This is a genomic window from Methylomonas sp. AM2-LC (genome assembly GCF_039904985.1).
GTDB lineage: Bacteria > Pseudomonadota > Gammaproteobacteria > Methylococcales > Methylomonadaceae > Methylomonas.
In genome coordinates this window covers 2,668,380-2,680,992 of sequence record NZ_CP157005.1, presented here as the reverse complement: position 1 = coordinate 2,680,992, position 12,613 = coordinate 2,668,380, and the positions used below count along the sequence as shown (strand labels likewise).

The following is a 12,613-nucleotide window of genomic DNA, read 5'->3' as shown; positions in this document are numbered from 1 at the left end:
TTTTTCATGACATAAAATTAAAAAAAGCTGCTGAAAATCAGCAACCACCGCTTAGTCCGCCCGGACTAAATTAATTACCGCCTCTATCACCTGTTGAATAGTTAAACTGGAAGAATCCAGATAATACGCGCCCTGTGGTACAGTTAAAGGCGCTGTAGTGCGCTCACTATCACGTTGATCACGTGCTAGTATCTCTTTGGTAATCTGTATAAGGTTAGCATCAATTCCTTTCTCAATCAACTGCTTATATCGTCTTAATCCGCGTTCTTCTGCACTGGCGGTTAAATAGACCTTAAACTTTGCATCTGGAAACACCACACTACCCATATCGCGACCATCGGCCACCAAACCTGGAAGTTGTTGAAAATCCTTTTGTTTTTGCAACAAAACCTCACGAACCTCGGGGTAGGCAGCAATAATTGAAGCAGCATTACCGGTGGTTTCGGTGCATAAATTGGCACTGACATCCACACCATTAAGTCTAACAACTAATTCAGCACCACACTCAAATTCCAATTCCATGGCATAGGCAATTTCACAAATTTGTCTTAATTTGAGTAAATCGACCCCGGCTTGCGTAACCGCAATGGCCAAAGAACGATAAATGGAACCACTATCCAGATAATGCCAGCCCAGCTGCTTGGCAACTGCCCTGCTCACCGTGCCTTTGCCAGCACCACTGGGACCATCTATAGTTAAAACAGGTACTGTCATATTAAATACTGCTCAAATCTAAACCCAGATGCGTAGCCAATTGCGCAAATTCTGGAAATGAGGTATTGACGTTGGCACAGTCATGAATGGTAATGGCAGCATTTGCACGTAAGCCGGCTATTGAAAATGCCATGGCAATACGATGATCACCATGCGATTGCACTTCGCCGCCACCGATGTGACCACCGCCTTGAATGATCATACCGTCTTCTGTAGCTTGCGCATCTACACCCAATATTTGCAAGCCATCTGCCATCACTTGAATACGGTCAGACTCTTTTACGCGTAATTCTTTGGCGCCTGTAAGTACCGTTTGCCCTGTGGCACAAGCGGCGGCAACAAATAACACTGGAAATTCGTCTATCGCTAAAGGCACTAAATGTTCTGGAATAGCAATACCTGTTAACTGACTGGAACGTACCCGCAAATCAGCCACTGGCTCGCCACCGACAGAGCGTTCGTTTAATACTTCGATGTTAGCACCCATTAAACGCAAAATATCAATAACGCCGGTACGGGTAGGATTAATACCCACATGCTTTAAAGTGACATCAGAATCCGCAGCAATACTGGCACCCACCAAGAAAAAGGCCGCAGAAGAAATATCACTAGGCACATCAATCTGTGTAGCGGTTAATTTGCCCTGATTATTAATGCGCGCAGTACTGCTCTCGCGGCTAACAGGGTAACCAAATCCGTTCAGCATACGCTCGGTATGATCACGGGTTGGCGCAGGCTCTGTCACACTGGTTTCGCCTTCAGCATACATACCAGCTAATAACAAACAGGATTTAACCTGCGCACTGGCTATCGGCATATCATAATGTATGCCTTGCAAATTGGTTTTACCTTTAATATGTAAAGGTGCGGTGCCATTTTCCTGTGTTTCGATCTCAGCACCCATTAAAGCCAGGGGTGCGGTTACCCGGCGCATAGGTCGAGACTCCAAAGACTTATCGCCAGTCAAAATGGAATTAAACGGTTGCCCTGATAACAAGCCACTTAACAAACGCATGGAAGTACCGGAATTACCCAAATATAATGGCGCTTGCGGGGCTTTTAAACCATGTTTACCCACACCATGAATCGTCACTTCGCCATTCACCGGGCCTTCGATTTGTACACCCATGGCCCGAAACGCTTCCAACGTCGACATGGCGTCTTCGGCATTTAAAAAGCCTCTGACATGGGTAACGCCTTCTGCAAGTGAACCCAGCATAATAGAACGATGCGACATGGATTTATCGCCTGGAACACGAATTTCACCGCGCAAACTGCCGCCGGGCTGTACTTTAAATGTTATGGAGTGTGACATGATAATTTACTGTTTAGTCGTCTAATTGATCAAGAAAACGTTGCCGGGCATTTCTGGCATACGTAAAGTTTGCAAACAGTTGTTCGGACTGATCTTCAGCCAGTAACTGTTCAATGGTGCTTAATTCGGCCTGATACTGCCGTATCAAGGGTAGCAATTCGTGCTTATTTGCCAGACAAATATCCAACCACATGGTTGGATCACTGGAGGCAATGCGGCTAAAGTCTTTAAAACCGCCCGCCGCATACTTAAAAATTTCGCGTTGCTCATCCTTATGTCCCAGTAAGCCCACCAAGGCAAATGCCAGAATATGCGGCAAATGGCTGGTGGCTGCTAATACTGTGTCATGATGCTCTACCGTCATTAACGATACGCTGGAGCCTAATTGCGTCCAAAACTGAGTCAGAGCTTGGATCGCCAACGGGTCAGTATGTGCCAAAGGTGTCAGTATCAAACGCCGCTGCTTAAATAAATCGGCTTGCGAGGCTTCCACTCCGCTACGCTCTGCACCCGCAATGGGATGCGCAGGAACAAAATTGGCGGGCACCTGTGTAAAAACAGCTTCAGCAGCAGCCACCACACTGCCTTTGGTGCTACCTGCATCGCTATAAATACAGTCAGCTTGCCAATAGGGTGCGATTTGCTGAAAAACACTGCGCATAGCACCTACTGGCGTAGCAATAATCACGCAATCAGCATTGTGCAATGCCTCAGCCGCATCGGTATAAAAGCGGTCAATTACCCCTAACTCAACCGCCCGCTGTAGATGCGGTAGATTTTGTGCATGGCCCAAGGCCACAATCTCCGCACATAAGCCTTGTTGACGGGCAGCACGGGCGATGGAACCGCCAATCAAGCCCAAGCCAATGATGCATAAGCGTTTAAACACCCTTTAACACCTGTGCTAAAGCGTCAATAAACACCTTATTTTCTTGGGAAGTACCAATACTGACACGAATATGATTAGGCATTTCATAATTGGCAACTGGGCGCACGATAACGCCTTTTTGCAATAAGGCGTTATAAATAGCCATGCCGTTTTGCTGCACATCGACAGACACAAAATTTCCGGATGAGGGTATCCACTGTAAACCTAAGTGACTAAATGCCTGTGTCAATTGCAACATGCCGGCATTATTAGTAGCAACCGTCTGCTGCAAATACTCTGTATCGCCCAGCGCGGCTTCTGCTGCTGCTAAAGCCAAGCTGTTACTATTAAAAGGCTGCCTAACCCTATTCAATAAATCCGCAAGCTCAATAGAGGAAACACCATAACCAATGCGTAAACCCGCCAATCCATGGGCTTTGGAGAAAGTACGCGCAATAATCAAATTAGGATAACGCAACGGCCAATGCATAGTATCGCTACGTAAATCTGGCGCTACAAAATCAAAATAAGCCTCATCCAGTACACACAACACCTGAGCAGGTAAACTGGCAATAAAATCTTCCAGCTCGCTAGTGGCTAAAAGAGTGCCGGTGGGATTGTTTGGGTTGGCAATAAAGACTAAGCGTGTATTGGCATTAATAGCTGCACGCATGGCAGTTAGATCGTGTCCGTACTGTTTGGCAGGTACCACTTTTGCTTTTGCACCCACTGCTTGCGTCAAAATTGGATAAAGAGCGAAAGCATGCTGCGAGAACACCACCTCATGTTCTGGCGCTACAAAAGTACGCATCATTAATTCCAGTATCTCACTGGAACCATTGCCTAAAGTAATTTGAGCAGGGGTAACGTCTAAATGAGCGGATAATGCAGTTTTTAAGGCAAAACCGCTTCCATCTGGATAGCGCGTCAATTCTGGCAAGGCTGCCTGAATCGCTGCGGCGACTTTACGACCGGTGCCTAGTGGATTTTCGTTGGAAGCCAGTTTGACTATCTCTGTTAAACCCAGTTCGCGCTGTAATTCATCAACCGGTTTACCGGGTACATAAGGCACCAGTTGTTGCACACCGGCCAGGGCAAGCTCTATAAAATTGTTCATTGAATTAAAATTGGGTACTAAGCAGCGGTAAAAATTTATTTTGCAGACAGATCACTACACGCCTATAAAAACCAGGCTTAAGAAAACACCTTTGGCATGGCTAGCACAAATTGCAGTTGAAACTGTCTAATCTTGGCATTATCGCATTTTTACGTACTTAAATTAAAGCTGTAGTTTATATTTTACTGAGTATCCGCTCAGACTGCCCTAAAGCAAGCGTCATAACCACTTCAGACCTTACCAGCGATACAACGCATCGTTTCATGCAAATAAATGTTTACCCTGTGCTGGTTAAGACTTTATTGACGTTGTGGGTTAAAATAATTGCTCACTTTTTGTAGCCTGCAAAAAAGGCAGAACCTTGTATAAACAATACTTTCATTTCGACGAACTGCCTTTTTCAATTGCCCCTGACCCCCACTTTATGTTTATGAGTGAACGTCATCAGGAGGGATTGGCGCATTTACTGTATGGCATTAATATGGGAGGTGGTTTCGTAGCCTTAACCGGTGAGGTGGGTACCGGTAAAACCACACTGTGTCGTTGCCTGCTGGAGCAGTTACCGGAAAACTTAGATATTGCTTTAATATTAAATCCCAAACTGAATGCCCTGGAATTATTGTCCACTCTCTGCGATGAATTAGGCATTGCTTATGAAAAACACTGGCAAACTTTAAAATATTTTATTGATAGTATTAATCAACATTTGTTAAACGCTTATTCCAATGGCAGACGCACGGTTTTACTGATTGATGAAGCGCAAAATCTAAGCCTGGAAGTGCTAGAACAAATTCGACTGTTAACCAATCTGGAAACCAGCAAAACCAAATTATTGCAAATTATACTGGTAGGACAACCAGAGCTAAAAGAACTGCTTAATCAACAGAACTTACGCCAACTTAACCAACGTATTACTGCGCGTTATCATTTATTACCGCTTTCCATTACTGAAACCCGCGCGTATATCCAACACAGACTCTTAGTTTGTAAGGGTAATCCCAACCTGTTTACGGAACGGGCCATACGTAAAATTTATCAGTATTCCTCAGGTGTTCCCCGAATTATCAACATCATATGTGACCGGGCGTTATTGGGTGCTTATGCCAGCAATGTCACCAGCATTACCCCGGCTATTATTAACCGCGCCGCCCACGAAACCTTAGGCATTAGCCACCTACCCCATCGTCTAAATGCCAAGTTAGTGTTAATGTTAATTTGTAGCAGTGCAGTGTTAGCTTATATTCTGTACCAGAATGATTCTTTAACACACGCAACCAAACTTCTTTCCGTAAAAGCGGCTTCGACTCCGGAAATACAAACGAAAGTAAATCGCCCGCCAGCCGTTCCCAATGTTCCAGTTACGCCGCCGCCTGTTGCGCAGCCTGCCCAGGAAAGCGTGGCAACCACCAGCAGCGATACAAGCTTTAAAACTTGGCTAAACAATCCCGGCTTAACACTGAATGCAAGTTTTCTAGAGACGCTAAAAATCTGGAAAAAACCGATACCTGCCGACAATCAAATCGATTGTAAAAAGTTAATATTATTAGGCTTACATTGCCTGATGGACACGGCTGAGTGGCCAGAGTTATTAAAACTTGATCGCCCCGTAATTCTAGAGTTTGATTTACCCTCAGCAGAAAAACGCTATGCACTACTGATTGGCGTGCGTAAACAGCAAGCACTGATTCGGGCCGACAAGGATTTAAGCTTTCCAGTCAGCGATATTTTGTCACTATGGAACGGCCATTATCTATTACCCTGGCAATCAACCCGTCCTAAAATGACAAATATCAGCCCCGGCGAAGTGTCTACTAATGTGGTTTGGCTTAGACAACAATTAAGTGCTGTACTGGGAAAAACCAGCACTAGTAAGCAACCCTTATTGTTTGATGATAGCCTTAAAAACCAAGTAATTAGCTTTCAGCACCAGCAGCATTTATCCGCTGACGGTGTTGCTGGCGCGCGCACATTAATACAACTGGATAATATTTCAGGTGCATTAAACTCGCCACATCTGCTGCTGAAGGAGTAACATGTCTTATATTTTAAACGCCTTACGCAAATCAGAACAAGAACGTCAGGCCATACAACCTGACTCGATCACCCATCGTATCAGTGTTCAACATCCAAAGCGTTCCAAAACCTCAACCTTTCTGATTGCTATACTGCTTATCAGCAATTTGGCAATTTTGGTTTACTTTCTAGGCTTTACAGCAAAAAATCAACCCACTGCTGTAACAAGCTTGACTGATGAGAGCGGCTTACCAGCCGATGCAGCCACACGGCACAAAAAAACTACACCTATCACCCCCACCTCTAAACCCGCTGAGAACAAAACAGTCACTAACAACAAAATCGTTACAGCCAAACCAGCCGCAGTAGCCACACCTGTGATAGAACAAGCCGCTGAGAAACCAACTGTTAATATCGAAACCGTGCGCATAGAACCACCCCAGCCACAGCTACAAAAAATTGAACCCGTTGTTAGTCAGGAACCCGTAAAAACCGCGCCACCGATTGTGCGCAACGACTTACCCTTTATGGATGATTTACCTGCTGAATTACGCCGTTCGCTGCCAAATTTATCGATCAATGTATTTGGCTATGCAGCCACACCTGCGCAGCGTTTTGTGATGATAGATCTGGTTAAATACGTACCCGGTCAGCGTATCAAAGATATATTAGAACTTAAAGAAATACGCGAAGATTGTATTGTAGTCAGTTATGAAGAGACTACGTTCAAAATTAAACGGCCTTAGTAAAAGCGTATTTGTAGGCTAGCCCCCCCCCTACTCTACTTAGTCGCTTTCACTGCTTTCAGCCATGCTGACATTTCGTTTACTTTGGCGTTTTTTCCATTGCGAATAAAAATAAGTACAGCCCGATAACACACCCGCAGCGGTGGCAATATCCCCTAACCAGGGTGCCAAGATAACTATCATAGGCTCATCGTCAATACCTAACCAAACACCCACAGCACTGAGTCCGGTGGGCGTATAGACAGTAGCCCCAAATGCAGAAATTCCGGCAATAATGCCCGAGGCCATAGAGACACTTTCCACTCGACTTGCAACTGTTTCGTGATTCATTATTCGTTAGTCAGTAAATAAAATTAGAGTTGCCAGAACTTTTTCACAGCGTAAAATTAAATTGTAGCTTGAAATAGGCCTAGGCCATTATTTTATAGCCAAATACTCTTTCTGATCAATTAACAACCATCAATGACAACCACAAGTTTTTTCTGGCACGACTACGAAACATTTGGTACCGACCCGCAACGTGACCGAGTCTGCCAGTTTGCCGGCATCCGCACCGATCTGGATTTTAACCCCATAGAAGCACCCGTCATGCTGTATTGCCAAGTGGCAGCCGATTACCTACCCCAGCCCGAAGCATGCCTAATTACGGGCATTACCCCACAAATTGCCAATGAAAATGGTGTTTGCGAAGCCGAGTTTACCCGCACCATACACCAACAACTGGCGGAACCTGGCACCTGTAGTTTAGGCTATAACACGCTGCGCTTTGATGATGAAGTGACTCGCAATCTACTGTATCGAAATTTTTATGATCCTTATGCACGGGAATGGCAAAATCATAACTCACGCTGGGATATGATAGATATAGCCAGAGCCGCGCGTGCCTTAAGACCAGAGGGCATTAACTGGCCAGTGAATGCCGAAGGTATCACCAGTTTCAGACTAGAGGAACTAACCAAGGCCAACGGCATTAGCCATAAAGGGGCGCATGATGCCTTAGTCGATGTTTATGCAACGATAGCCCTAGCAAAATTAATTAACGAAAAACAACCTAGACTGTTTAGTTTTTTATTTGAAAATCGTAACAAAGCCGCCGCACAAAAGCTATTGCAAGTCGGCAGTTATAAGCCGTTAGTCCATATTTCCGGTCGTTTTCCGGCGCGTAAAAATTGTCTGGCCATTGTATTACCGCTTTGCCAACACCCAACCCATAACAACGAAGTGGTGGTGTATGATTTAGCCGTTGATCCAGAACCTTTGTTGACACTATCCGCCGATGAAATTAAACAACGCTTGTTTGTGGCGACTGAAGATTTACCCGCTGGCGTAGAAAGGATACCGTTAAAAACCATACATATTAATAAATGTCCGGTACTGGCACCTTTGTCGGTTATTAAACCCGCAGACGCAGAACGTCTGCAACTTAACCTTGAGCAAAGTGCAAGCTATGTACAACGCATACAAGCAGCGGGTGCATTGTTCCAGAAATTAAGTGACGTATACCAACAAGAATATGCGGGCAATCCAAATTCAGACCCCGACTTAATGATTTATAGCGGTGGTTTTTTGGGCGGTAAGGACAAGGCACAGTTAGTGAAAATCCAAAACACGGATCCTGCGCAATTGGGTCAATTACCCTCCCATTTTGACGATGACAGATTAGCCGAAATGCTGTTTCGTTATCGGGCGCGCAACTATACAGAGACTCTGAATAACAGCGAATTACAACAGTGGCATCAATTTTGCGCTGCCCGACTCCAACAAACCGACTCGAATAAAACACTTTCGTTTGCCACTTTTTACCAAAAAATACAGCATTTACAAAGCGAACACGGCACAGAGCAGCCAATTTTGTTACAACTTATTGCTTATGCTGAACAATTAAAGTCTTTGCACGCGGGTTATTTACAGGCAGATTAAGGGAGGCTTGATGCAATACTTACTGGGTGTTTATTCTATTCAATAGGATTTAGGCGCTTGTAGAATACTACTCAGTATCCAATTAAAAAATCCTATTGAAACAGAAAAGTATCTCAACAGAACCACACATAGGTATACTTAAATTGTAAAAGTTAAAATTAAATATGACAATTTAGAAAACCAGCTGCAATCTAATCGTACAACGAAAGACAAGGTTCGACCCAAACCTGTCATTGAGCCATTGATTTAAGCTTCCCGTTACCGGTCAGTCAAATGTGAACCCATGCCGGCCATTTCTAAATTGCGCTCAAACACCGCGTTCGGATAAGTGGCGTTATGTTAAATTTTCCTGAAAGAATCAATGGAATTAAAGCCATAGGACAGCCTGTTAAACATGAGACAGTCCGTGCTGTTTTATCTAATGTTTGTAAATAAATTCGTTAGTTACATATTGAAAAACCATCATTTTTAGTTAGAGAGGTACGAAGATAAAAAAGCTAAACAACGCCCGTTATATCTACCGCTTCGGGTTCGCAAAATTAAATGATGGCTTAGATTTAGTTTTAGCGATATTAATTATTGCTTCTGTTTGCATTTCTCCAGCAATCCTAAGAGCAAATTCAGGATTAGATTTTACTATTTCTTTTGACCAGCATTTAAAATCATTCTCATCAAATTTGAATTTAATTTTATAGTCTCCATTCAATTTAAGGTTATTAACTATACCATTGGCATTAACTCCAGATCCCCAAGACATATTATTGCAGTCATAACTATGAGTATAATGTTCTCTTGCCAGTCCAACGAATGATATTTGCATAATTATCTAAATTAGTTCGTTAAAAAATCTATATTTTAGTTTAAATTTCGGGCTTATAACCCCATGTTTATAGGCTATCCGAATGGTTGCCACCCTGCCAACCAAGATTTGATATTTTGAAAGTGTCGGCATGACCGCAATTTTCACAATAGCACTGAAATTGTAGGGTAAAACCTTTGGCGCATTTTGATTTTATATTTTGTTGACCGATTTTTTCACCATCATAGCGATTTTTTTCTGAATTCTCAGTAAGTCTATAATCTAACAATCGTAAAATCTTGTCACCTTCACATTTTGGACAGAAGAAATAAAAAAATTCACTGTAATCGGTAGCACCCCGTAATTTTCCTTCTTCAACTGCCTCGCTATTACTAAGCCAAAAGTTTGTTTTCATATTTGATTATTCAAAAGGTTGAGTGACTTTACTCATTTACGAAGGATTCCTTCCGGTCGGCCTGTAGCGGATGAACTGCTGTCATTTACTACAAGTGGGTTGCCTTTCTTCCAGTTAGAGGAGAGTCTCTGCCCTTCAGTTATCTCAGCATTAGTTAGTTTTTCTTCAATATCATTACGCACGTCTTGCGCATGTTCAACATTTTGAGCAGCCGCTAGATTAGCCCAAGAATAAGCATACACATTGTTTTTACTTATTCCTTCGCCTTTGTAATACCTTATGCCAAGGTATAATTGAGCTTCAGCAACCCCTTGTTCAGCGGCCTTTTGATACCACTCGACGGCTTTAGCTGAATTCTTGGGTACGCCTTCGCCATTGCCATACCTTAAGCCAAGGTTAAATTGCGCTTTGGCAACCCCTTGTTCAGCGGCCTTTTGATACCACTCGACGGCTTTAGCCGAATCCTTGGGTACGCCTTCGCCATTGCCATACATATAACCGAGGTTTAATTGTGCGTTGGCATTCCCTTGATTAGCCGATTTCTGATACCATTCAAAGGCTTTAGCCGAATCCTTGGGTATGCCTTCGTCGCCTTCGCCATACATTATGCCGAGGCTCAATTGTGCTTCGGCATTCCCTTGTTCAGCGGCCTTTTGATACCATTTCATGGCTTTGGCTGAATCCTTGGGTAGGCCAAAGCCATACTTATAACTGCGAGCAAGTTCTAATGAGGCTCCGGAATTCCCTTGTTCAGACCATTCCTTCCATTTTTTTGTAAGATTTTCTTCCCCCTCATCCTGTACAAGATATTCAACCTTTACGGCTGTTTCTTCGGTCTTAGCTTCAGAACTATGATCGTCGCAACCATACAGCGGCAACATGGCTATAAATAACATCGTAAGATTTGGCAATTTCATCATTTACCTTGAAAAATTAGAGCGTGGAGTTATGCATCATAAATCAAAGGATAAGGCTTTTCTAAAGACTAATAAGGACAAATCGTTTTCTCACAAAGGGTAAGTTTTGGAACAGGCCGCTGCCCCTATGAAATCAATGGCTTGCATGTTGCATATGTCAGTTGAAGAATTGAATGCGCTTGCCGAACTTCATTCTGCCAAATTCATCGCCCCAAAGCAGCCAGTCGTGGTCGTCCGCTTATGGCCGAACTTTGCCGGTTAATGTCCAATCAGAGTAAGAAAATTTAAATTTCAGAATTCATTTGGAATTTTACACTTAAATGATACACCCCCCTATCGTTCAATTAAACCTGCAACCGTGCCAACTTGCGTAGAGTTATAGTAGGCGGTGCGCCGAATATCTTGCGAAATTCATGACTGAAGTGTGCAGAATCGGTAAAGCCAGTAGCGTGTGCCGCAGTGGTAAAATTGTGACCACGGATGATTTCACGTATGGCTTGGCGCATGCGGTTCCACCCCCGGTAACGTCGAAATGGCACGCCAATTTGCTGGCTAAACATATGCTGGAAGCGTGACGACGATAATTCTACCTGGGACGCTAATATCTCTACAGAAGTTAAGTCGTCGCCGTGTTCGAACAAATAATCAATTATCTGCGTTAGACGCGGATCAACAGCCTGTACTTGCGAGCGTCGTTTAGCATATTCCAGCAGATTATGTAATGCTTCAGATGTCCAGTCTGGCTTGTTTCGATCCTCATACAAATCACGCATAAAATGTATTTCGCCACCGTTACCCACCAACGCACCATTCAGCGCTTGGCTATCGTTAATCAGCGGTTTAAAGACATCAACTGTAGCCACAGTCGGTTCGATATATAGCACAGTAATCGGTTCACCGCCGACATCCAGTTCATGCGGCACCCCTGCCGGTATGATGGCCGTGCGACACCACAACCAGTCTCCACCGTACAGCCGCAACCGAAATTTACCATAGAGTCCAGCCAAAAACACAGGTGCGCCGTGCTGGTGACTGGCGTTGTAATACAACGGCCCCGTAAAAAGAGTACGGCCATCGCGAATATCCCACAGCGCATTAAATTCGCCATTATCAGTAGCACGTTCATACAAGCGCGATGGTTGCGTCATTGGTTACACTCTTTTCGTCACAAGCCAGATAGGTTTTGGGCAGTCTAGCCGAAACAGCAGAGTAATGGCAAGACTAAGGCTTGCAAGCTTAGCAGCCTAAATAACATCAACTAGCATAAAACCAAAAAATAACAGAGGATAGCTATGAAGCCAGTAACTCAAATCCCCACACCTAACCTGATATTGCTCAGCTTTGCCGGGCTGTGTTTACTCATCGCCCTTATTATCGCCTGGGTGTTGGGTATCACTTTGTTTTTCCCAGATGGCACCTTTGCCAGCTATTTAACGGAACGTGCTGACATCATTCGCGCCCATATCGATTTTCTGATGATGGCGCAATTTCTGTTCATCTTTTTCCTGCTGTTTCAACAATATGCTATAGAGCCACCGCTATGGCTGGTAGCCGCCTGCTGTTTCGGCGCCTTTTTCAATCCTCTCTCTTTCTTGATTAGAGGACTTAAAGCAAAACCCATTGTTGCTATTCCCGTGGAACCCCATTTTCCAATACAAGCCATACTTAGCTTTTCTATGACCACAGTGGGATTTCTCGGCGCTGTATTCTTGGTGATTCGTGCTCTGTTAAAATTGCGTTCGACAGGTAAATAGGCTCTATTAATATTTAGCTTGTGCAATATAGAATT

Annotated in this window: 13 protein-coding genes; 4 read left to right on the top strand and 9 right to left on the bottom strand. The window is 43.9% G+C overall.

Going from position 1 to position 12,613, the window contains the following annotated elements; genetic code table 11:
- Positions 1 to 51: 51 nt before the first annotated feature.
- From cmk to hisC, 4 genes are read right to left on the bottom strand one after another with little or no spacing between them, the layout of a single operon-like run.
- Positions 52 to 714 carry a (d)CMP kinase gene (gene cmk / locus ABH008_RS12060; protein WP_347985867.1) on the bottom strand — a complete coding sequence of 221 codons (663 nt, stop codon included), beginning with the start codon at positions 712 to 714 and terminating at the stop codon, positions 52 to 54.
- A 1-nt stretch (position 715) separates the two neighbouring features.
- Entirely contained in the window at positions 716 to 2,029 is a 1,314-nt protein-coding gene (gene aroA, locus ABH008_RS12055) for a 3-phosphoshikimate 1-carboxyvinyltransferase (RefSeq protein WP_347985866.1), read from the bottom strand.
- A 13-nt stretch (positions 2,030 to 2,042) separates the two neighbouring features.
- On the bottom strand, positions 2,043 to 2,918 hold the full coding sequence (locus ABH008_RS12050) for a prephenate dehydrogenase/arogenate dehydrogenase family protein (RefSeq protein WP_347985865.1): 876 nt from the start codon (positions 2,916 to 2,918) through the stop codon (positions 2,043 to 2,045).
- The gene (gene hisC / locus ABH008_RS12045) at positions 2,911 to 4,014 is read right to left on the bottom strand and encodes a histidinol-phosphate transaminase (protein ID WP_347985864.1); all 1,104 of its coding nucleotides are present in this window, start codon (positions 4,012 to 4,014) and stop codon (positions 2,911 to 2,913) included. Before hisC ends, ABH008_RS12050 begins: the two co-directional genes overlap by 8 nt.
- Before the next feature lie 361 nt (positions 4,015 to 4,375).
- Between hisC and ABH008_RS12040 the strand changes: the two genes are divergently transcribed.
- Positions 4,376 to 6,046: an AAA family ATPase gene (locus ABH008_RS12040; RefSeq protein WP_347985863.1), complete on the top strand. Its 1,671-nt coding sequence runs from the start codon at positions 4,376 to 4,378 to the stop codon at positions 6,044 to 6,046.
- Position 6,047: 1 nt separating this feature from the next.
- A complete protein-coding gene (locus ABH008_RS12035; RefSeq protein ID WP_347985862.1) occupies positions 6,048 to 6,773 on the top strand; it encodes a general secretion pathway protein GspB in 726 nt (241 codons plus the stop codon).
- A 39-nt stretch (positions 6,774 to 6,812) separates the two neighbouring features.
- Here the strand turns inward: ABH008_RS12035 and ABH008_RS12030 are convergent, their stop codons facing one another.
- Positions 6,813 to 7,103, bottom strand: coding sequence for a hypothetical protein (locus ABH008_RS12030; RefSeq protein ID WP_347985861.1), 291 nt, complete (start codon positions 7,101 to 7,103; stop codon positions 6,813 to 6,815).
- 132 nt (positions 7,104 to 7,235) lie between these two features.
- On the opposite strand from ABH008_RS12030, the gene sbcB reads away from it, so the two are divergent.
- Positions 7,236 to 8,693: an exodeoxyribonuclease I gene (sbcB, locus tag ABH008_RS12025; RefSeq protein ID WP_347985860.1), complete on the top strand. Its 1,458-nt coding sequence runs from the start codon at positions 7,236 to 7,238 to the stop codon at positions 8,691 to 8,693.
- Between the two features lie 517 nt (positions 8,694 to 9,210).
- Here the strand turns inward: sbcB and ABH008_RS12020 are convergent.
- The 4 genes from ABH008_RS12020 to ABH008_RS12005 all read right to left on the bottom strand — a co-directional run bounded on the left by ABH008_RS12020 (position 9,211) and on the right by ABH008_RS12005 (position 11,972).
- Positions 9,211 to 9,513, bottom strand: a complete 303-nt coding sequence (locus ABH008_RS12020; protein WP_347985859.1) for a hypothetical protein — start codon at positions 9,511 to 9,513, stop codon at positions 9,211 to 9,213.
- A gap of 67 nt (positions 9,514 to 9,580) precedes the next feature.
- Positions 9,581 to 9,907: a hypothetical protein gene (locus tag ABH008_RS12015; RefSeq protein WP_347985858.1), complete on the bottom strand. Its 327-nt coding sequence runs from the start codon at positions 9,905 to 9,907 to the stop codon at positions 9,581 to 9,583.
- Positions 9,908 to 9,939: 32 nt separating this feature from the next.
- A complete protein-coding gene (locus ABH008_RS12010) occupies positions 9,940 to 10,827 on the bottom strand; it encodes a tetratricopeptide repeat protein (RefSeq protein WP_347985857.1) in 888 nt (295 codons plus the stop codon).
- A 341-nt stretch (positions 10,828 to 11,168) separates the two neighbouring features.
- A complete protein-coding gene (locus ABH008_RS12005) occupies positions 11,169 to 11,972 on the bottom strand; it encodes an AraC family transcriptional regulator (RefSeq protein WP_347985856.1) in 804 nt (267 codons plus the stop codon).
- 144 nt (positions 11,973 to 12,116) lie between these two features.
- On the opposite strand from ABH008_RS12005, the gene ABH008_RS12000 reads away from it, so the two are divergent.
- Positions 12,117 to 12,578: a hypothetical protein gene (locus ABH008_RS12000; RefSeq protein ID WP_347985855.1), complete on the top strand. Its 462-nt coding sequence runs from the start codon at positions 12,117 to 12,119 to the stop codon at positions 12,576 to 12,578.
- The last annotated feature ends 35 nt before the right edge of the window (positions 12,579 to 12,613 follow it).

Bases quoted from the DNA above. Each gene is read 5' to 3' on its own strand.
- cmk (WP_347985867.1), bottom strand. From the start codon at position 714: ATGACAGTACCTGTTTTAACTATAGATGGTCCCAGTGGTGCTGGCAAA.
- aroA (WP_347985866.1), bottom strand. From the start codon at position 2,029: ATGTCACACTCCATAACATTTAAAGTACAGCCCGGCGGCAGTTTGCGC.
- hisC (WP_347985864.1), bottom strand. From the start codon at position 4,014: ATGAACAATTTTATAGAGCTTGCCCTGGCCGGTGTGCAACAACTGGTG.
- ABH008_RS12035 (WP_347985862.1), top strand. From the start codon at position 6,048: ATGTCTTATATTTTAAACGCCTTACGCAAATCAGAACAAGAACGTCAG.
- ABH008_RS12030 (WP_347985861.1), bottom strand. From the start codon at position 7,103: ATGAATCACGAAACAGTTGCAAGTCGAGTGGAAAGTGTCTCTATGGCC.
- sbcB (WP_347985860.1), top strand. From the start codon at position 7,236: ATGACAACCACAAGTTTTTTCTGGCACGACTACGAAACATTTGGTACC.
- ABH008_RS12020 (WP_347985859.1), bottom strand. From the start codon at position 9,513: ATGCAAATATCATTCGTTGGACTGGCAAGAGAACATTATACTCATAGT.
- ABH008_RS12015 (WP_347985858.1), bottom strand. From the start codon at position 9,907: ATGAAAACAAACTTTTGGCTTAGTAATAGCGAGGCAGTTGAAGAAGGA.
- ABH008_RS12010 (WP_347985857.1), bottom strand. From the start codon at position 10,827: ATGATGAAATTGCCAAATCTTACGATGTTATTTATAGCCATGTTGCCG.
- ABH008_RS12005 (WP_347985856.1), bottom strand. From the start codon at position 11,972: ATGACGCAACCATCGCGCTTGTATGAACGTGCTACTGATAATGGCGAA.
- ABH008_RS12000 (WP_347985855.1), top strand. From the start codon at position 12,117: ATGAAGCCAGTAACTCAAATCCCCACACCTAACCTGATATTGCTCAGC.